The organism is Devosia subaequoris (assembly GCF_014197055.1).
GTDB lineage: Bacteria > Pseudomonadota > Alphaproteobacteria > Rhizobiales > Devosiaceae > Devosia > Devosia subaequoris.
Genome location: NZ_JACIEW010000001.1, coordinates 295,351 through 319,878, shown reverse-complemented (window position 1 = coordinate 319,878; position 24,528 = coordinate 295,351). Strand labels below are relative to the sequence as shown.

Here is a 24,528-nt window from a genome sequence, read left to right as displayed (position 1 = left end):
ACCCAAGGCCTGCGCTAGCGATGAAGAGGCGGGCAGGGCCCGTAATGCAATGTTCGATATCAAGTGGATCAGAGATAACCCTGACGCTTTCGACGCGGCCATGAGCCAGCGTAAGAATGTGTCGGTGCGGTCCTCTGATCTGATCGCGATCGACGAACGCCGCCGCGCCATCATCGTCAAGCTCAACGAAGCCCAGGAAAAGCGCAACAGCCTTTCCAAGCAGATTGGCCAGGCCAAGGCCCAGAAGGACGAGGCCAAAGCCCAGGCGCTGATGGCCGAGGTCGCCGCGCTCAAGGAGTTCATCCCCACTGGCGAGGCCGAAGAGCGCGCGGTTGAAAAGGAACTACGCGACGCCCTCTCGGCCATCCCCAATATGGCGCTTGAGGATGTGCCCTTTGGTGAAGATGAAGCCGACAATGTCGAATATTTCGGCGCCAATGGCACGGCCGAAACGGCTGCAAGGGCGCGCCCGGCCAAACCGAGCTTCACCTTCGCGCCCAAGGAGCATTTCGAAGTCGGCGTCGCCGAGAAGGACATGGATTTCGAAATCGCCGCCAAGCTCTCCGGCAGCCGTTTCGTCGTCCTCAAGGGCCAGATCGCCCGGCTCGAACGCGCCCTGGGTCAGTTCATGCTCGATTTGCACACCACCGAGCACGGCTATCTCGAAGTCCAGCCGCCGGTTCTTGTGCGCGACGACGCGCTGTTTGGTACGGGCCAGCTTCCGAAGTTTGAGGAAGATCTGTTCTTTACTCCACACGGGGAGAGCCGGCTGGCCCTGATTCCCACCGCCGAAGTGCCGATGACCAACTTCGTACGCGAATCCATCCTCGCTGAAGAAGAACTCCCCTTACGCTTCACGGCCCTTACGCCCTGCTTCCGCTCCGAGGCTGGCTCGGCCGGGCGCGATACCCGCGGCATGCTGCGTCAGCACCAGTTCGACAAGGTCGAACTGGTCTCCATCACCACGCCCGAAGAATCGATCAATGAGCACGAGCGCATGCTTGCCTGCGCAGAAACCGTGCTGCAGCGTCTTGGCCTCCATTATCGGGTGATGAAACTCTGCACCGGCGATATGGGCTTTGGCGCCCGCAAGACCTACGATCTGGAAGTCTGGTTGCCGGGCCAAGACACCTATCGCGAAATCTCTTCGGTCTCGGTCTGCGGCGACTTCCAGGCCCGCCGCATGGATGCCCGCTATCGTCCATCCGGCGAAAAGCAGGCCCCGCGCTATGTTCACACCCTCAACGGTTCCGGCACGGCTGTCGGGCGCTGTCTGATTGCGGTGCTGGAGAACTATCAGCAGGAAGACGGCTCCGTGCTCATCCCCGAGGCCTTGCGGCCCTATATGGGCGGGTTGACCTCCATCGGCGGCAAATAGATGAGCCTGCGCATCCTCATCACCAATGACGATGGCGTGGATGCGCCTGGCATCGCCATCATGGCCGACATCGCGCAGGCGATTTCCGATGATGTTTGGATCGTGGCCCCGGACGGCAATCAGTCCGGGGCAGGGCACCGCTTCACCTTCGGCCGGGAACTCTCCTTCGAGACCAGAGGGGCGAGGCGCTACGCCGTCACCGGCGGCTCGCCAGCCGACTGCGTCGTGGCGGGCATGACCCACATATTGGGTGACAGGCCGGCTGATCTGGTGCTTTCCGGCGTCAATGCCGGTCAGAACCTGGGCGATATCGTCAACTGCTCCGGAACCGCCGCCGGCGCGCGCGAGGGCGTGCTGCAAGGCGCCATCGGCATCGCCATGAGCCAGTCCATGGATTACGAAGTCTCGCATAAGCCGGACTGGGCCAATGCCCGTCGCTACGGTGCCGAAGTGGTGTCGGCTATCCTGGCGGCCCATGCCGGCGACGACGTTTTCTACAATGTCAATTTCCCGTTCTGCACCACCGAGGACGTCGTCGGGCTCTCCGCAGTCGCCCATCAGCGCTTCTCGCGTTCACCCATTCGCTATTATCCGAGTGACAATGAGGGCCAGTTCTTCATGGCCATACCCGAGACACCGCAGCCGCTCGATCCTGCGGCAGACTTTGAAGTTCTGCGCCGGGGCAATGCCATTACCGTGACCCCTTTCGCGCTCCAGCAGACCCATAACGGTGCCTTGGAGCGACTGGGCGGACTTTCGCTCAAGAAGCAGTAGGCGAGGCATTGTCGCTCTCGTTCACCCTCTGGGGCTGAGATCAACCGTCTTAACCTTACCCACCTCTGAATCTGCCTGATACGAATTCGCTCAAATCGCATCGGCTTTAAACTCGTCTTTACCTTACCGGCGTAGCGTCAAGCTCAGTTGTTGAGTACCTGCGTACGAGTAAGCCGATGAGTATTCGCGTTTTTCCGCGGACCCATAGAAGTGCGGTCGCCGTTGCCGGTGTAATGATCGCCGCCGTTGGATTGTCCGGCTGTTCGAGCCTCGGGAGTCGCAGTTTTAGCGACAATACCGTCACCGGCTCGGTCGCGCAGTCCGCCCCGACAACCCTCAATCAGCCCATGCCCCCGACCATTGGTGCGCCCCAGCCGGTGCAGGTTGCCAGCATGGAATTTCTGCCGCCGGCCAATGTCGGCGCAGCCTGGAACGGCGGCAACACGCTGCCTCCGGCGCCGGCCAACGGTGGCTTCATGCAGCCATCCGGCGCGACTTCACCGATCGGAGCATCTGCCTCCACGGTGCAGACCCAGGCCCTGCCTGCATTGAGTTCGTCGTCATCTATGGGAAACACGCAAGCCATGCCTGCTCAGCAAAACCTTGCCCCGCTGCCGGCCGCACCAGCCGCCGTCGCCATGGGCGCCAATCCTTCCAGTGCCGCGCTGCCGGTCAATTCCAGTGTGCCGCAACAGGCCGCCGCCAATGCCTACACGCACACTATCGCCGGCGGCGAGTCGCTCTACACCATTGCGCGCAAATACGATGTGACCACCCAGGCCATCGTGCACGCCAATAACCTGGGTTCGCCCGATAAGATTATTGTCGGTCAGAAGATCATCATTCCCGGCCGGTCCGACCTAGTGAATACCCAGCGGGTCGAAGTGGCCAGCGCCAGTCAGGATACCATGGCTCCGGCCATGCCGGCCTCGCGCCCGTCCAATCTGTCGGCAGACAATGCCGTGCAGCAGGCGGCCACGACCAAGGCCCCCGCGCCCACACCGGCAGCGGCACCCGCAGGTGCAGAAGTGACCCAGGTTGCGTCGGTGCCGACGACGCCCGCCCCGGCCGCTGAACCTGCCGCCTCGGGCGAGAAGTTCCGCTGGCCTGTGTCCGGCCGCGTCATTACCGACTTCGCCGCCTCGCGCGGCACCGGCATCAATATCGATGTTCCCGAAGGCTCTTCGGTCAAGGCCGCCGAAAACGGCACCGTGATTTATGTCGGTTCGGGCGTCGAGGGTTACGGCAATCTCGTGCTGATCCGCCATCCGAATGGCTATGTCTCGGCCTATGCTCACCTCGCCTCCATGAGCGTTGCCAAGGGCGCCGTGGTCAATCGCGGCGACGCGATCGGCGCTGTCGGCCAGACCGGCTCTGTATCCAGGCCGCAGCTCCACTTCGAGCTGCGCAAAGGAGCGACCCCGGTCGATCCAGTGCCACTGCTCGCGAGCTGATCTAAGCTCGGACCTCCGAATTGAGAAAGGCCGGAAGTGGTGCTCCGGCCTTTTTCTATTGTCTCGCGATGGCAGATATCAGACGGCCTTGCCCTCTTCGCCTGCCAGCGTTCGTACAAGCTGTATGGCGACCCGGCCGGAGCGTGAGCCACGCGTGGCGGCCCATTCAATGGCCCGAGCCCGCAGCGTCTCTGCGTCAATCGAAAGTCCAAAATAGGTGGCGTAGCCTGAGACCATGGCGAGGTAACTTTCCTGGTCGGAATTGTGAAAGCCGAGCCACAACCCGAATCGATCGGACAGAGAAACCTTCTCTTCAACCGCCTCGCTCGGATTGATCGCGGTCGAGCGCTCATTCTCGATCATGTCGCGCGGCATCAGGTGACGGCGGTTTGAGGTCGCATAGAACAGCACATTGTCAGGTCGGCCTTCCAGGCCACCATCCAGAATGGTCTTCAAGGATTTGTAGCTGGTTTCCCCGCTGTCGAAGCTCAGATCATCACAGAAGACAATGAACCGCGCCGACTGGGAGGCAATTGCCCGCATCAATTGGGGCAGGGACTCCAGGTCCTCCCGGGCAATTTCCACCAGCACGAGCCGCTCAAACCCCTCGCGCGCGCGGATATCGGCGTGAATTGCCTTGACGAGCGAGGATTTGCCCATGCCCCGAGCGCCCCACAGCAGGGCGTTGTTGGCGCCATGGCCGCGGGCAAACTGCTCGGTATTGGCCAGAAGAATGTCGCGGACCTGATCGATGCCCCGAAGCATCGACAAGGGAACGCGGCTGACCCTGGGGATAGCCATCAACCGGCCACTTTCCCCCTGCCAATGATAGGCATCGGCTTCGCCGAGCTCGAATTGCCTGGCGTTCTCGTCCTGAGACATGGCGGTCGCAATGGTCTCAAGCGCTTCCGCAATCCGGCCCAGATAGTCCTTGGTCTTCACCCTGTCGTCCTTCAGCTTTGACGCGGCAATCTGCGCGCCCTTATTGGCTTTGCAATACGCCAACCCCAAATGTATAGTCCGCGCGATTTTGGCCGGGGCGCAAGTGCAGGCAAGCCCGATAGCGTCCACATCCCTGTCGATACAGGACCGGGCCGCCCCTTCCTCCAACGCACGAAAAAGAATCAATAAGGAGTTCGCTTGATGTTTGTAACGCCCGCCTATGCTCAGGACGCGGTTGGGGCCCCTGGTGGCATGGCTGACATCTTCATCCAGCTTATGCCGATCGCCCTTCTGGTGCTGATCTTCTGGCTTTTGATCTTCCGCCCGCAGCAGAAGCGTATGAAGGCGCAGCAGGCCATGCTCTCGGCCATCCGTCGCGGCGATACGGTCGTCACCACCGGCGGTATTGTCGGCAAGGTTACCAAGGCCGTCGACGGCGAAGATCTCGAAGTCGAGGTTGCACAGGGCGTCAAGGTCAAGGTCGTGCGCGGCATGGTTGCCGATGTGCGCTCCAAGTCCGAGCCGGTCAACGATAATAAGCCTGCCTAAGGCTGGCACAGTCTGCTCGCCGGGGCCTTAGGGCTCCGGCTTTTGCTTTCAGGACGCTCTTCCATGCAGTTTTCGCCCATCCGCACCATTGTCATGTTCGCCATCATCGTGTTCGGCGTGCTCTTTGCACTGCCCAGCATGTTGCCGCAGGCGGCGCGCGACGCGCTGCCCGATTGGTTGCCGAACGAAACGGTTGTACTGGGGCTCGACCTGCAGGGCGGTTCGCACCTGCTGTTGCAAGTGAACGAAGAAAGCATTGTCACGGAACGCCTTGCCGATCTACGCCGCGATGCGCGCAACATTTTGGCCAATGACAACGGCATCGGTAACATTATCACTACCGATCCCGCGACCAACTCGATCACAATTGAACTGATGGACGCCAGCCAGCAGGCTACTGCCCTCACGGCCCTAGAGAACTTGCAGAATACGGTTGGGGGACAAGTGTTCTCCGGCGTCGGCGGCACCAATGAGATCGCCATCGCACCCAATGGGGACAATCTCGTTACAGTTACGCTGACCCCCGAGGGCATCGAACAGCGCATGTCGAGCCTCGTGGCACAATCCATTGAGGTCGTGCGCAATCGTATCGATGAATTGGGCACAACCGAACCGAGCATTCAGCGCCAGGGCACCAACCGGCTTCTGGTTCAGGTCCCGGGTTTTGGCGATTCCACTCGTCTCAAGAACATCATTTCCCAGACGGCGCGCCTGACGTTCCATATGGTCTATCCGGGCATGACCGCCGATCAGGCTGAGGCACAGGGGTTGCCCCCGGGCACCATGATCTTGCCCAGCCAGGACGGCTCACGAGAGCTGCTCTACGAAGACATTGCTTTGGGTGGTGAGTCACTGGTCGATGCCCAGCCGGCCTACGACCAGCAGCGCAGTATCCCGGTTGTCAGTTTCAGGTTCGACACCCGTGGGGCGATCACCTTCGGTGAAATCACCTCTGCTAATGTTGGCCAGCGCTTTGCCATCGTTCTCGATAACCAGGTCATCACCGCGCCCGTAATTCAACAACCGATCACTGGCGGTTCTGGCCAGATCAGCGGCAGTTTCACCACCGCCTCGGCCAACGACCTCGCCGTTCTGCTGCGCGGGGGCGCGCTCCCTGCCAGCCTCGATATCGTTGAGGAGCGTTCGGTCAGCGCTGGGCTCGGCGCCGACTCCATCCGCGCCGGCGTCACCGCCGGCATCGTCGGTGCCATTGCGGTGGTTGCCTTCATGGTGCTGGCCTATGGCCTGTTTGGTGTGTTCGCCAACCTGGCGGTGATCATCAATGTGGTGCTTGTTTTGGGCGTGCTGTCCATGTTGGGCGCGACCCTGACCTTGCCCGGTATTGCCGGTATCGTGTTGACCATTGGCATGGCGGTGGACGCCAATGTGCTGATTTTCGAGCGCATACGCGAGGAGATGGCAGCGGGCCGCAGCAAAATCGCGGCGATTGAGGCCGGCTTCCAGCGCGCCATGGCCACCATCCTCGATGCCAATATCACCACCCTGATCGCCGCCGTTGTGCTGTTCTATCTCGGCTCTGGTCCGGTGCAGGGTTTCGCCGTCACGCTGGCCATCGGTATTCTGACCACGCTGTTCACCGCCTATCTCGTGACGCTGTTCATTGTCGGTCGCTGGTACAAATGGGCGCGACCAAAAACGCTACGTATTCAGTTGCTGCGCATCGTCCCCGATGGCACCAAGCTTCCGTTTATGGCGATCCGCAGGATTGTCCTGGCGTTGTCGATAGCCGCCTCGATCCTGTCGCTCGGCTGGTTTGGCATTCACGGCCTCAATCTGGGCATCGACTTCCGTGGCGGTTCGTCCATGGAAATTCAGGCCAACGACGGCGTGGCGGAGCCCGGCAACGTCCGCGAAGCATTGTCTCAGCTTGGACTTGGCGACGTGCAGGTGCAGGGCTTCGGTGAGGCCGACAGCCTGCTTGTGCGTGTTCAGACCCAGGATGGTGGTGCCTCGGCCCAACAGGTGGCTGTTGAAGAAGTCCGACTGGCCGTTGAAGCGCTCGATTACACCATGCGCGGCACCGAGACTGTTGGGCCGACCGTTTCGGCCGAACTGGCTATGACTGGGGCTATAGGACTCGGCGTGGCCCTGCTCGGTATTCTTGTCTATCTATGGTTCCGGTTTGAGTGGCAGTTCGCCGTTGGCGCCATTGTCACGACGGCTCACGACGTCATCCTGACCATAGGTCTGTTTGCGTTTGCCGGTCTGGAGTTCAATGCCTCCAGTATCGCGGCGATCCTCACCATTGTGGGCTACTCGCTCAACGATACCGTCGTGATCTACGATCGTATCCGCGAATACCGCATGAAGTACAAGAAGGTGGCTCTCCCAGAAATCATCGACATCGCCATCAACTCCACCTTGCCACGCACCATCCTGACGGCGACCACGACCTTCCTGGCCCTCATGGCCTTGGTGGTCTTTGGCGGCGAAGTCATTCGCAGCTTCACCATCTCCATGGCTTGGGGTGTGCTGGTCGGTACCTATTCGTCCATCTTCATCGCAGCGCCGATCCTGATCTATCTCGGCCTGACCACAAGAGCCGATCAGGCCGATGGCGGCAAAGACGTGACCGATGCCGGTGAACCCTCGGACAGTGCTGCGGGCTGATCGTTCATGGGCGCCCCAGAAAACGGTCGCTATCCCGGCCAGGTAGGCATCGATGCCTATGGCAATGGCGGCTTCCGCTTTGCTGACATGTCCCACAAGGGATCCCTGCTTTGTCTGCCCGAAGGCATGCAGGGCTGGAGCGTGAGCACCGCTGCTGAACTGACGCTCGAAAGCCTGAGCCCCGTTTTGGCTCAGGCGGCAAAGCTCGATGTGTTGCTGATCGGTCTGGGCTCGGACATCGTCGCGATCGATCCGGCAATTCGTCAGGCGCTGCGCGACCACAACATCATCATCGAGGCCACGCAGACTGGCGGCGCCGTGCGGACCTACAATGTCCTGTTGGCCGAGGAGCGTGCCGTCGGCGCCGCGCTCATTGCCGTTGAAAAGGCCCGCTGATGACAGGAGAGAGTTTCGAGTTCGCCGCGCAGGCCCTGCGCCAGGGTGATCGCGACCGCTATCTCGCGACACTTGTTTTGCCTGCGGTGGCACGTCCGGGCGTCACTGCGCTCTATGCCTTCAATACCGATGTTGCCACCATCCGGGACCGCGTTTCCGGTCCCCAGCCCGGCGAATTCCGGCTGCAGTGGTGGAGCGACGCGATCACGGGGCAGGGGCACGGCGCCGTGCATCAGAACCCCTTGGCCGACGCTCTGCTTAATACGCTTGAGCGCTACAAACTGCCGACCGGCACCTTGCTGCGGCTGATTGGTGCACGGCGCTTCGATCTCTATGACGATCCCATGCCGGATGTGGAAACCTTTGAGGGCTATGCAGGGGAGACCGCTTCAACCCTGTTCCAGCTTGCCGCCATGATTCTCAACGATGGCGAGCCGATCGAGCCGGGCGACGCTGCCGGTCATCTGGGCGTCGCCCAGGCCATGGTCGGTCACCTGCGCGCCTTCGGCTTCGTCTCGGCGCAGGGCCGCATCATGCTGCCTTGGTCGATCTTTGAGGCCAATGGTGTGCGCGAGGGCGAGATATTCGCCGGTCAGGAGAGCGAAGGCCTGCACGCGGCCCTGAGCCAGATCGCCGAATTGGCTCGCGAACATCTGGACAAGGCGCGATTGGCCGTTGCGCAATTGCCATCCCCGCTGCGCACCGCCTTTGCCGCCATGCCAGTCATCGAGGCGCAACTTGATCTCTGGCACAAGCAAAGCACGAACCCCTACGCGGCCCCGCAGGATGACGCCGACTGGCGCAAGATCGCGCGTCTGACCTGGTGGACGCTGAGACACCGCTAGGCTTGCGGAGCCCTATCTGCTTCAGCAATCGCCGCGAACGTCGCAACCAGCCGAGCCGCTACGTGCTCCTCAGACAAGACCTCGGCGGTGACGGTCAATCGCGCCTTGCCGTGCCGGTTCAATTGGCGGGAAAAGCCGTCCAAATCCAGTCCATCCAGTCGTGCAGTCGCTCGCGCCGCACCAGAAATGGGTCTGAGATATTGTGTTTCAGAGCGGCTAACCACCAATTGTCCCGCGAACCGGTCCTCATCCAGCCGAAGGTGCACGACCGACCACGCCGCCAACAGCGCGAGGGTGGCGATGCTGCCGCCAAACATGGTGCCATGGACGTTGAGGTTGGGGGGCAGGGGCGCTTCGAGCCCCACCTCCGTGGCACTGGCTGAGACCACCGACACAGCCATCGACCGCGAAAGCGGCATATGAGTGTGCAAGTACTCGGCCAGCGCCGACGTTGTCATGCCCAGGCCTTGAGATCGTCCAGCGCGCGGCTGGTGATGGCCCTGCGCTTGGCAATGGTCCGTTCCGGACCGCGCCAACGCTTGACGCCTTCTGGCTTGCTGACCGTCACTTCCGGAAACAGGCCGAAATTGACGTTCATCGGCTGGAAGCTGCGTGCGCCGCTATAGCTCTCTGCCTCGATGTGCCCGCCGGTAATGTGGCCGATCAGCGCGCCCAGCGCTGTTGTGGCCGGCGGAATAGAAAGCGATCCGCCCAGTGCCTCGGCGGCCGTCATTCGCCCCGTGATCAAGCCGACCGCAGCGCTTTCCACATAACCCTCGACGCCCGTTACCTGCCCGGCAAAGCGGATCCGCGGATCAACTTTCAGCTTCAGATCCGGCGCCAAAACCTTGGGCGAATTGATGAATGTATTCCGGTGCAACCCGCCAAGCCGCGCGAACTGGGCCTTCTCCAGCCCCGGAATCATGCGGAAGATTTCGGCCTGAATGCCATAGCGCATCTTGGTCTGGAAGCCGACCATGTTCCACAGCGTGCCCAGCGCATTGTCCTGCCGGAGCTGGACAATCGCATAGGGTTTGACCGTCGGATTACGCGGATTGGTTAGGCCCACCGGCTTCATCGGGCCGTGGCGTAGTGTCTCCACCCCGCGCTCCGCCATCACCTCGATCGGCAGGCAGCCATCGAAATAGGGGACCTTTTCCCAGTCCTTGAACTCATGCAGCGGTGCGCTCTTCAGCGCTTCGACAAACGCGAAATACTGATCCTGATCCATTGGAAGGTTCAGATAGTCGGCGCCCGTGCCGCCCGGCCCAACCTTGTCGTAGCGCGACTGCTTCCAGGCAATGTCGTGGTCGATACTGTCATAGTGCACGATGGGGGCGATAGCGTCGAAGAATGCCAGTGAATCCTCGCCTGTCTTCTCAAGCACGGCCTCGGCCAGTGCCGGCGAGGTCAGGGGACCGGTGGCTATGATCACATGCTGCCAGTCATCCGGTGGCCAGCCCGCGATTTCCTCGCGCACAATGCTGATATTCGGATGGTTCGATATCGCCTCGGTCACCGCACCCGAAAATCCATGCCGGTCGACGGCCAGCGCGCCGCCCGCTGGCAATTTGTGCTGGTCGGCTGCGCGCATGACGACTGAGTTGCAGCGCCGCATTTCCTCATGCAGCAGGCCGACGGCGTTCTGCTCATGGTCATCCGACCGGAATGAATTGGAACAGACCAGTTCCGCCAATGCGTCCGTCTGGTGCGCATCGGTTTCCCGGACGCCACGCATCTCGTGCAGAATGACCTTGGCACCGGCCTCTGCGGCCTGCCATGCGGCTTCGGACCCGGCTAGGCCCCCGCCGATAATATGAATGGGTTCTTGTGACATGGCGAGCCAGATACCAAGCCCGCAGGCAAGGAGCAATCGACGTTTTGGCTTGTCAGCACGACAGGGCCCCCGAAAACGAAAAACGCCCGCATCTCAGAGAGAGGCGAGCGTTCGGTTTACGATGATTGGGCCGTCGATTTTATAGAGCGTCGGCATGATTGCGGGCAACGCGGCTGATGTCGGTGCGCGAAATGCCCAGGTCATTGAGCTGACGGTTGTCGAGAGCGGCAAGCTCGCGGACGGTCTGCTGGTAGGCGGCCCATTTCTGGAAGGTCTTGCGGATGTCCATCGGATATCTCCTGTTGTTTACGACCAGAGATATAGGCTCGGTTATCTCCAGTGAGGAGATAGAGAATGGTCAAACTAGCTATGCATTTTGCGCAATGCTTGGGCAGTGCCTGTTCAGTAGCCATTCATCGGCCGGGCAAGAAGAAGGCCGCCGGGTGGCATGCCGGCGGCCGCTTGGAACAGGTCTACGTCGTTCAGACTGTCAGCGGTCGAACAGGGACCGCGTCATCTTGGAGAAATCCGGACCGGAAATCCCCAACAGATCGGCGTCTCGCGTTGAAGGAACGTCCATTTCCCGCAACGTCTGCTTGACGTCGACCAGGCGCCTTAAGCGCCAGACGGCTCGCACAAACATGGGTCGAATCCCTTTTGCGTTGATCGCGGTGCAAGGAGAGGATGCACTTAAACGCCAGGTTGAGGTAGCGGGGGCTAGGCACGCCCCGCATGCGTTGGGCGCATGGAAAGTTCATCAAAACGACGTAATGGCCAAACTGTGGAGCCAGTCAGGGTCATTCCCGCACTGTTAGCTTGCGACCTTAAGAAAGTGTCCACCATGATTTCCCTTGTGTCATGCGTCCCAAATCAACACACTCCGGCAACTGATTTGGGGATTCGATAGTGCGGCAAGGCGCGCATGTCATTGTTGTGGGCAACGAGAAGGGTGGTTCGGGCAAATCGACCACGGCCTTCCATCTGGGCGTGTACCTGCTCTACCAGGGCCACAAGGTCGCTTCGATCGACGTGGATAGCCGCCAGCAGACTCTGACGCACTATGTACGCAATCGCCGGGACTGGGCGCGGGCCAAAGGCCTCAGCATGCCGCACACCACGCATTATCATCTTCCGCTTGCCCGCGGTGACTCCGCCCGCGAAAACCATCGCATCGAGTTTGACCTGTTCCGCCAGGCCATTGGCGAGGTGGAGGGTACGGCCGACTTCATCATCATCGACACGCCGGGTTTCGATACCAATCTGGCGCGCCTGGCGCACTCTCTCGCCGATACCTTGGTCACGCCGGTCAATGACAGTCTCATCGACCTCAGCGTCATGGCACAGGTTGACCCGGTTACAGGCGAGCCCCGAGAATTGAGCCACTATGCACGGTTGGTGCAACGTGCACGATCAGAACGCCTGGCCATTGATGGGCGCAATATCGACTGGGTGCTGGTGCGCAACCGCATCTCAATGCTTTCCTCGCGGAATATGCGCCAAGTGCAGACCATGCTGGAGCGCATCGCCATGCGGCTCGGCTGTCGTGTGGCCGACGGCATTGCAGAACGAGTGATCTTCCGCTCACTGTTCGCCACCGGCATGACCGTGTTTGATCCGCTCGACGACGAACTCCTCGGTGGCGTGCCATCCATGTCCCATATGAGCGCGCGACAGGAATACCGGTCGCTGGTCAACGCGCTTAACCTGCCAGCCAGCCGCCGAGCCGAAGCGCGCAGGCAAGTGCTCGCCCGGCCTTCGAACGACGTGAATCGCTTCAGCCATATGGCCCACAACGACACTTGAAGTTGCGGCTATCCGCGTGCGTAGGCAATCTTGCGCGAATTGTCCGCGGCAACTGCGGTTTCGCGGGCGTCATAGATCGCGCGCGCTTCAACAATGGCGCCGTGGTTCTCCGCCGACCAATCCCACAGGGCACTGATTGGCACCTGCAAGGTCTTGCCCAACTCGGTCAGGCTATATTCCACCCGCGGCGGCACCTCGGGATAAATGGTGCGCGTCACCAGTCCGTCACGCTCCAGATTGCGCAGCGTCAGCGTCAACATGCGCTGAGATACCCCGTTGATCAGGCGCTTGAGTTCATTGAAGCGCAGGACTCCGTTCTGGCCCAGCATGCCGACGACCAGGACGCTCCACTTGTCGCCAATGCGGTTCAGCACATCTGACATTGCTGAGCAATTCGAGTGCTGTGAAGTATCGGTCAGTGACATCCATGTGCCTCCCTGCCTGTGTAACTCAGTCACTAATATAAACACAGTTACTAGTTTATACCAGGGTGCAGGTCAATCGGGAAGAGAGCCGCCATGAGTGGACCAACCGCGCAGGCGGGTGGGACTATCGCGCTTTGCTGGTTGCGTTGACACTGTCGCCTTTTGGGAGCGTTTGCGGAATGCGCCGATTACGGCGCGCGGTGTGTGAATGCCTGGTCAAATCGGACAATGACCCCCGAGGCTTTTACGACGATGCCGCAGATGACGACCCGGCCTGATGCTCGGCAGCATAGAGGCCAAGATAAAAATCTAGATCGCCTGTTCGCAGCCCCAGCGCTTCAAGAACCGCGCCCATGAAACTCACGGGTGCCGTGCCGGGCGCGGTAATGATGCCGCGGTCAAGGACGGCCCTTGGGGAACCGACAAAGAGCGCTCCGCCACTGTAACCTGTATCTGGCAGGCTCTCGGGCCCGTTCGCCGTGTGTCGCCTGTCATCGAGCAAACCGGCCCGGGCCATCGGGATGACGCCATCGCAAATCCCGCCAATCACTGTTCCAGCCGCATGCGCGGACTGCAGCAATTCGGTCAGGTCAGGCGCGTCGGGCTGTTGCCAGATGCTGCCGCCATTCACCAACAGGGCATCGTAATCACTCGGGTCGATCTCTTCGACGGCAAGCTGGGGCGCCACACTCAATCCGCCAGCCGACGTGACCGGCTCACCGCCGGGCGTCGCGAAACGCGTATCGAGACGATAATACTCGCGTGCGCCGGCATTGAGTAGTGCAGTTTCCCAATCGGCAAAGCCTGGTGTCAGTATCGTCAGCAAGGTGGTCATCATCTGTCTCCATTTCATTAAGGCAACGATGGCCCCGCGCCATGTCAGGTCCTGTCAGCACCTTCACATGGTTGTCAGGTGCAGGGGCCTTGCTTGAGATTGCCTGGACCGGCTGGTATGAGGGGCGCGTTTTCCGAAATGCCTCCTGGAGTTGCTCCACCTTGCTGCTTGTCCGTCGAATGCTGCTCGCCCTGGTCCTGACCTTTGCCGGCCTGAGCCATGCCTGGGCTAATCCAATGCTGCTGGTGGATCGAGAAACCCTGCAGGTGCTCCATGCGGAACAGGCCGGCCAGCCCTGGCACCCTGCCTCGCTCACCAAGCTGATGACCGCCTATGTGACTTTCGAGGAACTGGCCAAGGGCACGGTCACCCTCGATACGCCGGTGTCCATTTCGCGCAATGCCTACAACCAGGCGCCGAGCAAGTCCGGTCTCAAGATCGACAGCACGGTTTCGCTCCAGGACGCGCTCTACCTCCTGGTGGTCAAATCGGCCAACGATATTGCCGTCGCCATCGCTGAAACGGTAGGCGGCAGCGAGGCCAATTTTGTTGTCAAGATGAATGAGACGGCCGCGCGCATGGGGCTGACGGCGACCAATTTCGTCAATCCGCACGGATTGCATGACCCGCGTCAGGTCTCCTCGGCGCGCGACATGGCGATCATCGCGCTCTATATCGAACAGAGTTTCCCGCAATTCATGCCCATGTTCCGTACCGGCGTGGTCAATCTGGGCAAGGCTCGCTTCGAATCCAACAATGGCCTGCTGGAAGGCTTTGCCGGAACTACCGGCATGAAGACCGGCTATGTCTGCGCCTCCGGCCTCAACATCGTGGCGACGGTGGATCGCAATGGACGGCAGCTCCTTGCGGTCGTACTCGGCGGGTCATCCGGCCGCGAACGCAATGAGCGGGCCGCCGAACTGTTTCTCAATGCCCTGGGCGGTCGCCTGCAGCCGACCGGGCAGAGCGTCCTGAGCCTCGCCAACGCTACCGGGGCGGCTCCGGTCGACATGCGTCCGCTGATCTGCGGAAAGCAGGCCAAGGAATATGTGGCTGCTCAGAAGGCGGCTTTCCCGATGGGTCTGGAGGACCAGCCCTCGTACTTGACCGAAGAACTCGCCCTTAGCGAATACACTGCAATCGACCTCGGCCGCATCCGGTCAGGCATTGCCCTGCCGCGTCCTCGTCCGCCTCATATGCCTATCTTCAAGTCACCTGCGCCGGTGGAAAGCGCTGCTATAGGGGACGTCCTGCGCCCCGGACTGAATGCCGGCGGGCTCAATATCGCCCTTCCGCGCCCACGCCCTGCCGATCTCTAATCCTGTCTGGCGACACCGGCTGTCACTGTGAACTGCATATAGTCGGCGGCTGTTGTCAGGTCACAGGCGTGCCCATTCTGCCGGCAATGAAGGGGAATATCGATCCGGGCCATCGGATCGCTCGCCAGCACCACAATAGATGTACCGTTCGGGGCCCCAGCCAGCAGCTTCTCAAGCTTGAGAACGGGCAGGGGGCATTTCAGCCCCCTGGCGTCGATCGTTAAGATATCAATTGCCAAGAACCAGCACCCAATAGACGCCATAGCTCGAGCTCGGGTTATACGCCACGGCAACGCCGGCCTTGCTGGCCGGGGCAGCCAGTCCAACAGCGTCGGCGGCATTGTTGCGCCACCCCGAGAACGTCTCGGCAAAGGTGGAGTAGCCGGCACTCAGCTTCATCTGCACCAGTGCCTGCGGCTTGGTCGGGGCAGTCCCGGTCTGTGCATACTGACTGGCCAACGCCTGCGCTGTGGCATTCAGACCAGAATCGGCAGTCAGCGGCGCGACGCCGCGGGTAGCGCGATAGGCATTGATCAGGCCGATGGCCTGCTGCGAATCAAGCCGCGCATTGGGCTGGTCCATACGCGCTGACAGCGCCGGGGCCAAAGCGGCCGGTGCCGTTGCGCCGCCAAATGAGGAGCAGGCGGCCAGCGCCAGAACCGTTCCGGCCGCCACCGCGCCTTTTGCCAGCTTGCTGATGATCTTCGACATGTTTTTCCTTCCGGGAGAAATCCGGGCGTTCTGGCTTCTAGCACTCAACGCCTTAGCCCGCATTAACGGCGCGTGGTGGAGGGTAGATCTGAAGGGCACGCAACCATGTCCAGCAATGAATGCCCGGAACCGCCTGCATGCGCCATTGGCGGCGAGAAGATCGCTTAAAAGGGGCAGCATTGTGGGCCCGATGCTCGCCGAACACAGTTCGCGGAACCGAGTTGGGACCGAACTCAATTGCTGCTCTAAATTAAGATCCGGCTGATATGCGGCAGGCCCTTCAAAGGAACTGCCCGATGAATAGGAAGCGACCCTGGAGAAGTTCGACCTCGGATCCTGCTTGCCCAGTTGCGGAGCAGGCGCTACCAGCGCTCCATGACAAGACTGGGCTTTCTGGGTGCAATGAACCGCGACCTCGGCGTGCAGCAGGACAGTGCGACTGTCCTTGGCGCGCTTCGCCTCGACGCTGTGCCTCTGGTGGAAACGCCGATCTCCGATCCGGACGCGCAGCGCGGCGCTGATTTTCTGCAGCGACTTGGCGCAGCCGACAACCTCGGTGGCTCCGCCTTTAATGCCGCCCGCGTAGCGGGCCTGCTCAACGCCAACAATGAAATTGATCTGGCATTTTTCGGGATAGCTGGCACGCTGAGACAATCCTGGCCGCATCTTGAGGCCCTCGAGAATTGGGGCTTCGATACATCCGGATTGGAAACAAGCTCATACCCGCCAGCCACTTGTCTTGCCATCGCCGAACAGGCCGGTCGCACGCTGCTGACGGCCCACGGCGCCAATGCCGCCATCGCCGACTGGCTGCGCGAGCAGTCGGCACTTGCCGCTGCCATCGCCCGCTGCGACGTCGTCCACGTAACCTCATTTCTCGATCCGGCATCGCCAGGACTGATCGCCCAGGTCCTTGAGCGGGCCCGCATCTGCAATCCAAGTCTGGTCGTCTCGCTCGACCCCGGCATGGCCTGGATCGCGCCGGGTGGAGACGGGCTTTCCCAGTTGTTGGCCCAGACCAACATCCTTCATCTCAATAGCGAGGAGTTCACGCGCCTACTGGGCGAGGCCGACCCAGCCAAAATTGGCGCTGGCCTGCAACCTTGCTGGCGAGTGGTGGCGCGGACGCATGAGGGCGTGACGCTTTATTCGGATAACAGCTCTGTGCCTTACCTCCCTGAGCTACAGGACGTAGAAGCTAGGGATTCGACCGGGGCGGGGGACACGTTTTGCGGGGCATTTCTCTGGTCCTATTGTCGGGACACGGCTCGGCCGCAGCGGGCGGTGGCTCTCGGCTTCGCACTGGCGCGCCACAAGGTCGGCATCGCCGGACCACTGGTTCTGACCGATGTCGAGCGGCGCGAAATCCTGGCGCAAGTAGAGAAGACCGAATGGTGATCCCGACGCGATTCGAACGCGTGACCCCAGGATTAGGAATCCTGTGCTCTATCCTGCTGAGCTACGGGACCAGCCGAGGATCGACGTACCAGCAGGGGACTGGAGTTGCAAGATGGCGGAGGTGAATGCCAGCCATGGGCAATGAAGTGGCGCCGTTCATACTGTTCCCCGACGAACGCCTCCAGGCCGCCGCTGCGCGGGCCCCGGTGGACGCTGCGCTGCTGGAGATCGGAGAGAAGCTTCAACACGCCGCGCGGGAAGCCATGGCCTATGGGCTGGCCGCCGTCCATATCGGCGTGGTAGCCCCTGTCGCCGTCGTCAGTATAGTCCCGCCGCCCGGCCGGGACTATCGCGTTCTGTTCAATCCATGGATCATCGAACTCGGGGGCGATCCGGTTCCCGGCAAGGAAGGATCGGTGTCCATGCCGGATATCGAGGTCGAAATCTCGCGGCCCAGCGTCGCCCGGATCGGTTTTGAAGATGAAACCGGCGCCACGGTGGAGTTGGAGCTGAACGGGTTCCCCGCCCGCGTCGCCCAGCACGAGATCGATCAGGTCAACGGGGTCTTCTTTCTCAACCGGCTGTCGCGCCTCAAACGCGAAGCGGCCATCAAGCGCTATGCCAAGCTCGCGCGCCGCATGGGTTGATCCGGGGGTGCCGTTTCGCTAAACGGAGCGCCACACAACAAGGAAGACCAATGCGCACGGAAATCGAAAAGACCGTCGCCGAAATCGAGCAGGTTCTGACCCTGCTGAGGAGGCATCTTTGACTGGGATACAGCTCAACTCCGTCTCGACGCGCTGACCGCGCAAACCGAATCTCCAGAATTCTGGAATGACCCCGAAAAGGCCCGCGTCGCCATGCGTGAACGCGATGAGTTGGACGTGGCCGTCAAGACGGTGCGCGAACTCGAAGCCGGCATCAGGGACAATTCCGAGCTGATCGAACTGGGTGAGGCCGAGGGCGATGAGGAGGTCGTGCGCGACGCCGAAAATGCTCTGTTCGAACTGATGCAGACTGCGCGTCGTACCCAGATCGAAACGCTTCTCTCCGGTGAAGTCGACAGCAATGATTGCTATGTCGAAATCCACTCCGGCGCCGGTGGTACCGAGAGCCAGGACTGGGCCAATATGCTCTTGCGCATGTATACGCGCTGGGCTGAGGCCCGGAAGATGAAGGTCGACACTATCGAAATGCACGATGGTGAAGAGGCCGGCATCAAGTCCGCGACCATCATGATCAAGGGCCACAATGCCTATGGTTGGATGAAGACCGAGAGTGGGGTGCATCGTCTGGTGCGGATCAGCCCCTACGATTCAGCTGCTCGCCGTCACACCAGTTTCTCCAGCGTCTGGGTTTACCCGGTTGTCGACGACAATATCGACATTGAAATCCGAGAAGCCGATCTCAAGGTCGATACCTATCGCGCCTCCGGCGCTGGTGGACAGCACGTCAACACCACTGACTCGGCCATCCGCATCACCCACGTGCCGACCGGCATCATCGTGGCGTGTCAGCAGGAGCGCAGCCAGCACAAGAACCGCGCTACGGCCATGAACATGCTCAAGGCCCGGCTCTACGAGATGGAACTGCAAAAGCGCGAAGAGGCGGCCAACGCCCAGGCCGCCAGCAAGACCGACATCGGATGGGGCCACCAGATTCGCTCGTACGTCCTGCAGCCTTACCAGATGGTCAAGGATCTGCGTACAGGCGTCGAAAGCGGCCAGCCCTCGGTCGTGCTCGATGGTGGGCTGGACGAGTTCATGGAAGCAGCGCTCGCCCAGCGCGTGGGCGCGGCGACAGACGTATCAGCCGAAGACTAACGTTTCGATGGCGAGAGACCCCGGACAGTGTTCGGGGTCTTTTTCTGCTAGTTCAACATGGACAGAATGCGCTTGCCGGTATCGAGAAAGGGCTTGGGGTCAACACTCTTATCGGCACGGTGCATTTCAAAATGCAGATGCGGGCCAGTCGAGCGGCCGGTCGAGCCCACCTTGGCAATCGGTGTCCCGGTTTGCACCTTCTGACCCTTTTGGGAGAGAAAGGCGCTCAAATGGGCATAGCGCGTCACCAGACCATTTCCATGTTCCACTTCCACCACCTTGCCATAACCTGAACGCAGCCCGGCAAAGGTGACCACGCCCTCGCCCGCACTCAATACAGTGGTTCCTGTCGGCGCGGCAAAATCGAGACCGGAATGAAAGGCGCGGCCCCCCGTAAAGGGGTCCTTGCGGTTGCCATAGCCCGAGCTCTGGCGGAAATTCCCCACAATCGGCATATGCACGGGCGCCAGCGCCAGACTGTCCCGCGCTGCCTTGTACTGCAGCAACGCCTCCATCACCGCATTGGCGTCTTCAAGCGATGGCGATGTTTGGTCCGAACTGCCTTCGGCCGCCAGCAACGGGCCACCGACGCCACTCAGCGCGGTCCGTGGAAGGTCCACCTCGATACCGATCTTGGACAACTCGCCCACTATGCTTGCCGTGCGCTCAGTCGCTGCACTGGCAATGTCACTCATCGCCTGTTGTGTTTCATCCATCATCTGAACCACAGTCGCCGCGGTGGCCGCGACGTCTGGATTGCCATTGGCCGTCGTCGGCGCGTACAGAATCTGTTCATCAACACCCCCCAGAGCCGCCAGACCGAGCTCGTCGGCCTTGGTCACCAGCGCCCGGACAAGCTGGTGTTGCTCCAGCAAAGCCTCTTGCTGCGCCGATAATTCCTGGAGCTGCAAATTGATATCGCCCGCCTGGGCATAATTGCGCGACTGAAGGCGGTCTATCTCGACGCGCATCTGCGCCAGCCGGTCTTCATAGGCTGTAACAATTTGCTCGTTCTGGCCACCCAATAGCCGAGCGATGTCCGGCGCCATCAGCAGGGCTGTGCCCTGCAGTGCATTGCCGCCGAGTAGCAGTACGAACATACTGTAGAACAGAGCGGGGTGGACGCCACGCCGCACTGGCCGGCTTTTCCCGCCCGCAGAACTGGCCGAGTGACGCAACGCAACTACCTCCAAACGCACCGAACATGGTTAGTAAATTATGGGGGCGTTTGGTTAAGAAAGGCGAAAGCCCTGTTATCGCTGGTCTGGAGCGAGGACTTCATCGAGCGCTATCAGCACCTTGGCTGCATGCCCCTTGATGCGGGTCGCGCGAATGACGCGGGCAATCTTCCCATCAGCATCGATGATGAAGCTGGTCCGCACCAGCCCCATGAACTCCCGGCCATAGAGCTTTTTGAGCTGCCACAGGCCAAACGCCTCGATCATGGCGCGATCAGGATCCGCCCCCAGCCTGGGCAATAGATCATACTTGGCGCGAAATTTGTTGTGGCTCGCGACATCATCAGGGGAAACACCAATCAGTGATGCGCCGCGATTTTCAAACTCTGTCTGCAAGGCGGAGAATTCGACATTCTCGTCGATGCAGCCACCGGAGTCGTCTTCAGGATAGAAAAAGATAACCGCTGGCCGTCCTCTAAGCGCCGCAGGTGTAATCACTTCGCCATTGTCGCAGGTCAGAGAAAATGTCGGAACGAGATCGCCGGATTTGAGATGTGTCATGGCCCATCCTGTGTTGCCACTTGAATAGAGGGTGTCAGCGCCACATTCCAGCCGGTATCATCAATCAATGCACCGCTCGAGGCGGATGATTCTGTTTACGGTGGGAGGGGTTGACCCAGCCGATCTTTGACGTGGTGGCAGTGAACCAAATAGCAGAACCAGAGCCTTCTCAGTCGCCGCCAGCAGACAGGCCGGTTCGCTCGACCGGGTTTCGTCGCACGCGTCGAATAGCGGTCTGGGTTTTGGGGGTTCCCAGCCTGATCCTGCTGATCCTCTACGCGATCATGCTGATCACGCCGATCCGTATTCCTTTTACTGGCCAGGCCATTCGCAGTTTCGTGCAGAACTTCGTGGCCGAAACGGCCGATCTGCAGATGGGAGACATGGCGCTCGCGCTCGAAGGTGGCGTGTGGCCGGTCATTCAGTTCTCACCGGTCTTCTACGCCGACAGCAAGTCCGGCGCCCGCATTCAGATGGAGGCCCTAGAAGTCGGTTTCTCCCCGGCCCGCGCCCTGTTCGGACAGCCGGGCACCACCATCACCATCGTTGGTCCGCATGTGCAGATCGTCCAGGACCTCTACGGACCGCGCCCAGGAACGCTTGAGGTCGAGGAGAATCCCGATGGGGACGCGCCAATCGTCCGGGTTCTCGAAGGTGACGACAGTTTCCCGGCTGTTGCCATCTCCTCACAGGGTATTTCCTTCGAAGAAGGCGTCGCGCCACGCCTGCGCTCGGACAATGACTGGCTGATCTACAATCTGGAAGCCAGCGAACTGGCCATTGCCGATCTCGTAGAGCAGACCGCACAGGGGCGCTTTTCCCGGCTCGTCGTCCGCGATGCCCTCATCGACATGGCGGACCCGATCTATGGCCTGTTTCGGCAATTCGAGGCGGTATCGCTCGAAATCGGCCCTGTACCCGGGGAAGAACGGGTAACCGGCGAGTTCAGCGCACGTATCGGTGGCCAGACCGTCGTGGGTACAATCGAAAGGTCGGTGGACCCGGATGGTGTCAGGCGTCTCCAGGCCGATCTGACCAATCTCGATTTTTCCGCCTTTGTGCCATTTATCGATGACCGCGACAGCATCGCCGCGATGCGCGGCGCCGGCTCGATCTCAATCGACGTCACCTTCACCCCCGAAGAGGGGAAACTGGTGGGAGGCGGCTTCAGGCTTGACTTGACCGGTCTCGATCTGCGCCTTGCTGATGATTATTTCCCGGTGGCGACTTCGATCCTCGATGTCACCTGGCAACCTGAGCTCGGCCAGTTTCGTCTTGCCGAAGGGGCATTGCAGATTGGGCGTTCATCCGCCCGCGTCTCCGGCGTTTTCGCCCTGGGCCTCGACCGCGCCTATGGGCCGACCATCGGTATGTCGCTGACCGCGCGCGACGTCTTGATACACCCCGATGATATGGATGCGCCCGAAACGCCCTTCGACCTGGTGGAATTCTCTGGCTGGTCAGCGCCGCTATATGGCGCGCTCGGCATCGACCGCCTGACCGCAACCAAGCCCGGTGCTACGGTAGAAACGGCTGGGCGGATCGATATGGTGCAGGCCGGCATGGGTCTAGACATGACCATAGCCGGACAGGGGGTGACGGCCGACGATCTCAAGCGCCTCTGGCCCTATGTTATGTCGGGCGACAGTCGGGACTGGTTCGTTGCCAATGTCACCGAGGGGCAGGTCAAGAGCGCGCGCATGCGGTTCAACTTCCCCGTGGGAACATTGGCCATCGGCGACGAAGACGTGCCCATTCCGCCCGACAGCATGCAGATCGATATTGTTGGCGAGGGTGTCGCCATCAAGCCGACACCGGAAATGACGCCGATCCTGATCTCTGGTGATACGCGCCTGCGGCTGGACGACGCCAATATGTCGGTTGCTGGCGGCGGCGGCGCCCTGGAGACTGAGGCGGGCACCATTGACGTCTCCAACCCCGCCCTGGTCATTGACAATTCCGTGCCGGGAGAAAGCATCGTTGAGATATCCGGCGACCTTATGGCGCCTATTCCCACACTGCTGGCTCTAATCGAGCAGCAGCAGCCAGATGCCCTCAGCGGGCTGGAATTGCCAGTTGATCTGCCCAGCATTACCGGCGCCGTCGATCTGGGGCTCGTGGCCACGATTGCTCTGGGTGACGAAGAGACCGGCCGCGAATTGGATATCGACTATGTCGTCAATGGGACTGTAGCTGATTTTGCCAGCACCCAGCCCATTGAGGGGCGGCTTATCGGGGATGGCCAATTATCCTTTTCCGCCTCGCAGGACAGTTACCAGCTCGGCGGCACAGCCGAGATCGATGGCATGGCTGCCGAAATCTCGGTTGAAGGAACGCCGGAAACCGACCCGGTGATCCGGCTGGGCTCGACAATCGCTGTGGCTGACCTGGCCGAATTCGGATTTGATGCATCCGAATTTCTCGGCGGACGGGTCCGTTTCGTGGCGCAACCGCTGGACGAAGGCGCCCTGTCTATGTCGGTGGATTTGGCGGAAGCCAGTCTTACCATACGAGATCTGGGTATTTCCAAGCCGGTCGGTACCCCTGGCCTGCTTACGGCGGTCATCCGGCCCGATGAGGAGTTGACCCGTCTCGAAGATATCGCGCTCACCTTCGGTAGCGTCCGCCTCAACGGCTCGCTCGACTACCACGCCACCGAAGGGCTTGTGGCCGCCAACTTCTCCAATTTCGCGCTGAGTGAGGGTGATAGCGCGACCGTGGATCTGACACCGGTGAACGGGGGATACTCCGTCCGGATTCGAGGTCGTCAGCTCGACCTCAAGCCAGTGTTGAGCCGTTTCTTCAGCCTGGGGCAGGGCAGCGGCGGTGTGCAGTCCACCCAATTTGACCAGTCGATCGTCCTGGATGTGCAACTGGATCGTGCCATTGGCTACTACGCAACCACGGCCTTCAATCTGGATCTCGATCTGTCGCTGCGTGGCGAGAACCTTTCCCGGGTCAATCTCACAGCACAGTTCGATGAAGGTAACGCGGTTTCAATCACGACCAACCCCGCACCCAATGGGCGCACGCTCTCCATGGCCTTCAACGATGCCGGCACCGTGCTGCGCCTGCTTGGCATCTACTCCCAGCTTGCCGGCGGATCTGGCAGCCTGGTGATGACAACCGATCGCGAGCTCGATCGGGAGGTGGGCCGGTTGGTCATGCGCAATTTCGCCATTGTCGATGAAAACAACGTCGTGCAGATCCTGGGCAACCATTCCGATTCCCGGGCGGCCATCGCGGCCAGCAATCGGCTGGATTTCCGGGCCGGTGAGGTCGACTTCATCCGCAAGAGTGATCGGGTCGAGGTGACTGATGCGGTACTGGCTGGCGATACCGTAGGCGGCACCATGCGTGGCTTCATCTATACCGATCAGCGTCAATACGATCTCAGCGGCACCTATGTACCGCTCTTTGGCCTCAACAATATCTTCCAACAACTGCCCATCCTGGGACCGCTTCTCGGCGGGCGCGATGGTGAAGGGCTGGTTGGGGTCACCTTCGCAGTGCGCGGACCGCTTGAAGATCCCCAGTTCCTGGTCAATCCGCTGTCGATCCTGGCGCCAGGGATTTTCCGCGAGATGTTCGAGTTCCGCGCCCGCGAACTGCCCCCTGAAACGGCACAATAAAAAGGCGCCCCAAGGAGCGCCTTCCTTCACAGTAGTT

Annotated in this window: 24 protein-coding genes and 1 tRNA gene; 13 read left to right on the top strand and 12 right to left on the bottom strand. The window is 60.9% G+C overall.

Annotated features, from left to right (window positions below; all coding sequences use genetic code 11):
• The first annotated feature begins 49 nt into the window (after window positions 1–49).
• The 3 genes from serS (at window position 50) to GGR20_RS01540 (ending at window position 3,606) form a co-directional block, all read left to right on the top strand.
• Window positions 50–1,378: a serine--tRNA ligase gene (gene serS / locus GGR20_RS01550; RefSeq protein WP_183309473.1), complete on the top strand. Its 1,329-nt coding sequence runs from the start codon at window positions 50–52 to the stop codon at window positions 1,376–1,378.
• Window positions 1,379–2,152 (top strand): 5'/3'-nucleotidase SurE, encoded by a 774-nt coding sequence (gene surE / locus GGR20_RS01545; RefSeq protein WP_183309472.1) that lies wholly within the window; start codon window positions 1,379–1,381, stop codon window positions 2,150–2,152.
• 176 nt (window positions 2,153–2,328) lie between these two features.
• Window positions 2,329–3,606 carry a M23 family metallopeptidase gene (locus tag GGR20_RS01540; RefSeq protein WP_183309471.1) on the top strand — a complete coding sequence of 426 codons (1,278 nt, stop codon included), beginning with the start codon at window positions 2,329–2,331 and terminating at the stop codon, window positions 3,604–3,606.
• A 78-nt stretch (window positions 3,607–3,684) separates the two neighbouring features.
• Here GGR20_RS01540 and GGR20_RS01535 read toward each other — a convergent pair whose 3' ends face one another.
• Window positions 3,685–4,488, bottom strand: a complete 804-nt coding sequence (locus tag GGR20_RS01535) for an ATP-binding protein (protein ID WP_183310032.1) — start codon at window positions 4,486–4,488, stop codon at window positions 3,685–3,687.
• Window positions 4,489–4,749: 261 nt separating this feature from the next.
• On the opposite strand from GGR20_RS01535, the gene yajC reads away from it, so the two are divergent.
• From yajC to GGR20_RS01515, 4 genes are all read left to right on the top strand, one after another.
• The gene (yajC, locus tag GGR20_RS01530; protein ID WP_116590279.1) at window positions 4,750–5,097 is read left to right on the top strand and encodes a preprotein translocase subunit YajC; all 348 of its coding nucleotides are present in this window, start codon (window positions 4,750–4,752) and stop codon (window positions 5,095–5,097) included.
• 63 nt (window positions 5,098–5,160) lie between these two features.
• The gene (gene secD / locus GGR20_RS01525) at window positions 5,161–7,728 is read left to right on the top strand and encodes a protein translocase subunit SecD (protein WP_183309470.1); all 2,568 of its coding nucleotides are present in this window, start codon (window positions 5,161–5,163) and stop codon (window positions 7,726–7,728) included.
• 6 nt (window positions 7,729–7,734) lie between these two features.
• Window positions 7,735–8,124 carry an Mth938-like domain-containing protein gene (locus GGR20_RS01520; RefSeq protein WP_183309469.1) on the top strand — a complete coding sequence of 130 codons (390 nt, stop codon included), beginning with the start codon at window positions 7,735–7,737 and terminating at the stop codon, window positions 8,122–8,124.
• Complete coding sequence (locus GGR20_RS01515; RefSeq protein WP_183309468.1) at window positions 8,124–8,969, top strand: phytoene/squalene synthase family protein; 846 nt, start codon at window positions 8,124–8,126, stop codon at window positions 8,967–8,969. The genes GGR20_RS01520 and GGR20_RS01515 overlap by 1 nt, the downstream gene beginning before the upstream one ends.
• On the opposite strand, the gene GGR20_RS01510 is transcribed toward GGR20_RS01515, so the two are convergent.
• The 4 genes from GGR20_RS01510 to GGR20_RS01495 form a co-directional block, all read right to left on the bottom strand.
• Entirely contained in the window at window positions 8,966–9,427 is a 462-nt protein-coding gene (locus tag GGR20_RS01510) for a YiiD C-terminal domain-containing protein (protein ID WP_183309467.1), read from the bottom strand. The genes GGR20_RS01515 and GGR20_RS01510 overlap by 4 nt on opposite strands.
• A complete protein-coding gene (trmFO, locus tag GGR20_RS01505; protein ID WP_183309466.1) occupies window positions 9,424–10,806 on the bottom strand; it encodes a methylenetetrahydrofolate--tRNA-(uracil(54)-C(5))-methyltransferase (FADH(2)-oxidizing) TrmFO in 1,383 nt (460 codons plus the stop codon). Before trmFO ends, GGR20_RS01510 begins: the two co-directional genes overlap by 4 nt.
• Window positions 10,807–10,945: 139 nt before the next feature.
• Entirely contained in the window at window positions 10,946–11,095 is a 150-nt protein-coding gene (locus GGR20_RS01500) for a DUF1127 domain-containing protein (protein ID WP_183309465.1), read from the bottom strand.
• Between the two features lie 201 nt (window positions 11,096–11,296).
• Window positions 11,297–11,449, bottom strand: coding sequence for a hypothetical protein (locus GGR20_RS01495; RefSeq protein ID WP_183309464.1), 153 nt, complete (start codon window positions 11,447–11,449; stop codon window positions 11,297–11,299).
• Between the two features lie 263 nt (window positions 11,450–11,712).
• On the opposite strand from GGR20_RS01495, the gene GGR20_RS01490 reads away from it, so the two are divergent.
• Window positions 11,713–12,609 carry a division plane positioning ATPase MipZ gene (locus GGR20_RS01490; RefSeq protein ID WP_253560040.1) on the top strand — a complete coding sequence of 299 codons (897 nt, stop codon included), beginning with the start codon at window positions 11,713–11,715 and terminating at the stop codon, window positions 12,607–12,609.
• 8 nt (window positions 12,610–12,617) lie between these two features.
• Here GGR20_RS01490 and GGR20_RS01485 read toward each other — a convergent pair whose 3' ends face one another.
• Window positions 12,618–13,034, bottom strand: a complete 417-nt coding sequence (locus GGR20_RS01485; RefSeq protein ID WP_183309463.1) for a winged helix-turn-helix transcriptional regulator — start codon at window positions 13,032–13,034, stop codon at window positions 12,618–12,620.
• A gap of 244 nt (window positions 13,035–13,278) precedes the next feature.
• Window positions 13,279–13,869 (bottom strand): DJ-1/PfpI family protein, encoded by a 591-nt coding sequence (locus GGR20_RS01480; RefSeq protein WP_183309462.1) that lies wholly within the window; start codon window positions 13,867–13,869, stop codon window positions 13,279–13,281.
• 89 nt (window positions 13,870–13,958) lie between these two features.
• Here GGR20_RS01480 and GGR20_RS01475 point away from each other — a divergent pair, with 89 nt between their 5' ends.
• Window positions 13,959–15,188 carry a D-alanyl-D-alanine carboxypeptidase family protein gene (locus tag GGR20_RS01475; RefSeq protein ID WP_183309461.1) on the top strand — a complete coding sequence of 410 codons (1,230 nt, stop codon included), beginning with the start codon at window positions 13,959–13,961 and terminating at the stop codon, window positions 15,186–15,188.
• On the opposite strand, the gene GGR20_RS01470 is transcribed toward GGR20_RS01475, so the two are convergent.
• Together GGR20_RS01470 and GGR20_RS01465 are read right to left on the bottom strand one after the other, a co-directional pair.
• Window positions 15,185–15,427 (bottom strand): sulfurtransferase TusA family protein, encoded by a 243-nt coding sequence (locus GGR20_RS01470; RefSeq protein ID WP_246349355.1) that lies wholly within the window; start codon window positions 15,425–15,427, stop codon window positions 15,185–15,187. The genes GGR20_RS01475 and GGR20_RS01470 overlap by 4 nt on opposite strands.
• Window positions 15,417–15,899, bottom strand: a complete 483-nt coding sequence (locus GGR20_RS01465; RefSeq protein WP_183309460.1) for a CAP domain-containing protein — start codon at window positions 15,897–15,899, stop codon at window positions 15,417–15,419. Before GGR20_RS01465 ends, GGR20_RS01470 begins: the two co-directional genes overlap by 11 nt.
• Before the next feature lie 375 nt (window positions 15,900–16,274).
• On the opposite strand from GGR20_RS01465, the gene GGR20_RS01460 reads away from it, so the two are divergent.
• On the top strand, window positions 16,275–17,297 hold the full coding sequence (locus tag GGR20_RS01460) for a carbohydrate kinase family protein (RefSeq protein ID WP_183309459.1): 1,023 nt from the start codon (window positions 16,275–16,277) through the stop codon (window positions 17,295–17,297).
• Here the strand turns inward: GGR20_RS01460 and GGR20_RS01455 are convergent.
• A tRNA-Arg gene (locus tag GGR20_RS01455) sits at window positions 17,292–17,368 on the bottom strand. The two genes, GGR20_RS01460 and GGR20_RS01455, sit on opposite strands and share 6 nt — an antisense overlap.
• A gap of 63 nt (window positions 17,369–17,431) precedes the next feature.
• On the opposite strand from GGR20_RS01455, the gene GGR20_RS01450 reads away from it, so the two are divergent.
• The gene (locus GGR20_RS01450) at window positions 17,432–17,944 is read left to right on the top strand and encodes a peptide deformylase (protein WP_183309458.1); all 513 of its coding nucleotides are present in this window, start codon (window positions 17,432–17,434) and stop codon (window positions 17,942–17,944) included.
• Window positions 17,945–17,994: 50 nt separating this feature from the next.
• Window positions 17,995–19,120 (top strand): peptide chain release factor 2 gene (gene prfB / locus GGR20_RS01445; RefSeq protein WP_183309457.1). Its coding sequence is split into 2 segments (ribosomal slippage): window positions 17,995–18,063 and window positions 18,065–19,120, totalling 1,125 coding nucleotides; the frame shifts between segments, so codons are not numbered across the junction.
• A gap of 47 nt (window positions 19,121–19,167) precedes the next feature.
• Here prfB and GGR20_RS19055 read toward each other — a convergent pair.
• Both GGR20_RS19055 and GGR20_RS01435 read right to left on the bottom strand, forming a co-directional pair.
• Window positions 19,168–20,256, bottom strand: a complete 1,089-nt coding sequence (locus tag GGR20_RS19055) for a peptidoglycan DD-metalloendopeptidase family protein (protein WP_183309456.1) — start codon at window positions 20,254–20,256, stop codon at window positions 19,168–19,170.
• Window positions 20,257–20,373: 117 nt separating this feature from the next.
• A complete protein-coding gene (locus tag GGR20_RS01435) occupies window positions 20,374–20,859 on the bottom strand; it encodes a peroxiredoxin (protein ID WP_183309455.1) in 486 nt (161 codons plus the stop codon).
• A 242-nt stretch (window positions 20,860–21,101) separates the two neighbouring features.
• Between GGR20_RS01435 and GGR20_RS01430 the strand changes: the two genes are divergently transcribed.
• The gene (locus GGR20_RS01430; RefSeq protein ID WP_183309454.1) at window positions 21,102–24,491 is read left to right on the top strand and encodes an AsmA-like C-terminal domain-containing protein; all 3,390 of its coding nucleotides are present in this window, start codon (window positions 21,102–21,104) and stop codon (window positions 24,489–24,491) included.
• The last annotated feature ends 37 nt before the right edge of the window (window positions 24,492–24,528 follow it).

What these genes read in the sequence shown, in the direction of transcription:
- GGR20_RS01495 (WP_183309464.1), bottom strand. Translation starts at nt 11,449, where the DNA reads ATGTTTGTGCGAGCCGTCTGGCGCTTAAGGCGCCTGGTCGACGTCAAG.
- GGR20_RS01535 (WP_183310032.1), bottom strand. Translation starts at nt 4,488, where the DNA reads ATGTCTCAGGACGAGAACGCCAGGCAATTCGAGCTCGGCGAAGCCGAT.
- GGR20_RS01465 (WP_183309460.1), bottom strand. Translation starts at nt 15,899, where the DNA reads ATGTCGAAGATCATCAGCAAGCTGGCAAAAGGCGCGGTGGCGGCCGGA.
- GGR20_RS01520 (WP_183309469.1), top strand. Translation starts at nt 7,735, where the DNA reads ATGGGCGCCCCAGAAAACGGTCGCTATCCCGGCCAGGTAGGCATCGAT.
- GGR20_RS01510 (WP_183309467.1), bottom strand. Translation starts at nt 9,427, where the DNA reads ATGACAACGTCGGCGCTGGCCGAGTACTTGCACACTCATATGCCGCTT.
- GGR20_RS01480 (WP_183309462.1), bottom strand. Translation starts at nt 13,869, where the DNA reads ATGACCACCTTGCTGACGATACTGACACCAGGCTTTGCCGATTGGGAA.
- GGR20_RS01500 (WP_183309465.1), bottom strand. Translation starts at nt 11,095, where the DNA reads ATGGACATCCGCAAGACCTTCCAGAAATGGGCCGCCTACCAGCAGACC.
- secD (WP_183309470.1), top strand. Translation starts at nt 5,161, where the DNA reads ATGCAGTTTTCGCCCATCCGCACCATTGTCATGTTCGCCATCATCGTG.
- GGR20_RS01515 (WP_183309468.1), top strand. Translation starts at nt 8,124, where the DNA reads ATGACAGGAGAGAGTTTCGAGTTCGCCGCGCAGGCCCTGCGCCAGGGT.
- GGR20_RS01540 (WP_183309471.1), top strand. Translation starts at nt 2,329, where the DNA reads ATGAGTATTCGCGTTTTTCCGCGGACCCATAGAAGTGCGGTCGCCGTT.
- GGR20_RS01460 (WP_183309459.1), top strand. Translation starts at nt 16,275, where the DNA reads ATGACAAGACTGGGCTTTCTGGGTGCAATGAACCGCGACCTCGGCGTG.
- GGR20_RS01435 (WP_183309455.1), bottom strand. Translation starts at nt 20,859, where the DNA reads ATGACACATCTCAAATCCGGCGATCTCGTTCCGACATTTTCTCTGACC.
- yajC (WP_116590279.1), top strand. Translation starts at nt 4,750, where the DNA reads ATGTTTGTAACGCCCGCCTATGCTCAGGACGCGGTTGGGGCCCCTGGT.
- GGR20_RS01450 (WP_183309458.1), top strand. Translation starts at nt 17,432, where the DNA reads ATGGGCAATGAAGTGGCGCCGTTCATACTGTTCCCCGACGAACGCCTC.
- serS (WP_183309473.1), top strand. Translation starts at nt 50, where the DNA reads ATGTTCGATATCAAGTGGATCAGAGATAACCCTGACGCTTTCGACGCG.
- trmFO (WP_183309466.1), bottom strand. Translation starts at nt 10,806, where the DNA reads ATGTCACAAGAACCCATTCATATTATCGGCGGGGGCCTAGCCGGGTCC.
- GGR20_RS01485 (WP_183309463.1), bottom strand. Translation starts at nt 13,034, where the DNA reads ATGTCACTGACCGATACTTCACAGCACTCGAATTGCTCAGCAATGTCA.
- surE (WP_183309472.1), top strand. Translation starts at nt 1,379, where the DNA reads ATGAGCCTGCGCATCCTCATCACCAATGACGATGGCGTGGATGCGCCT.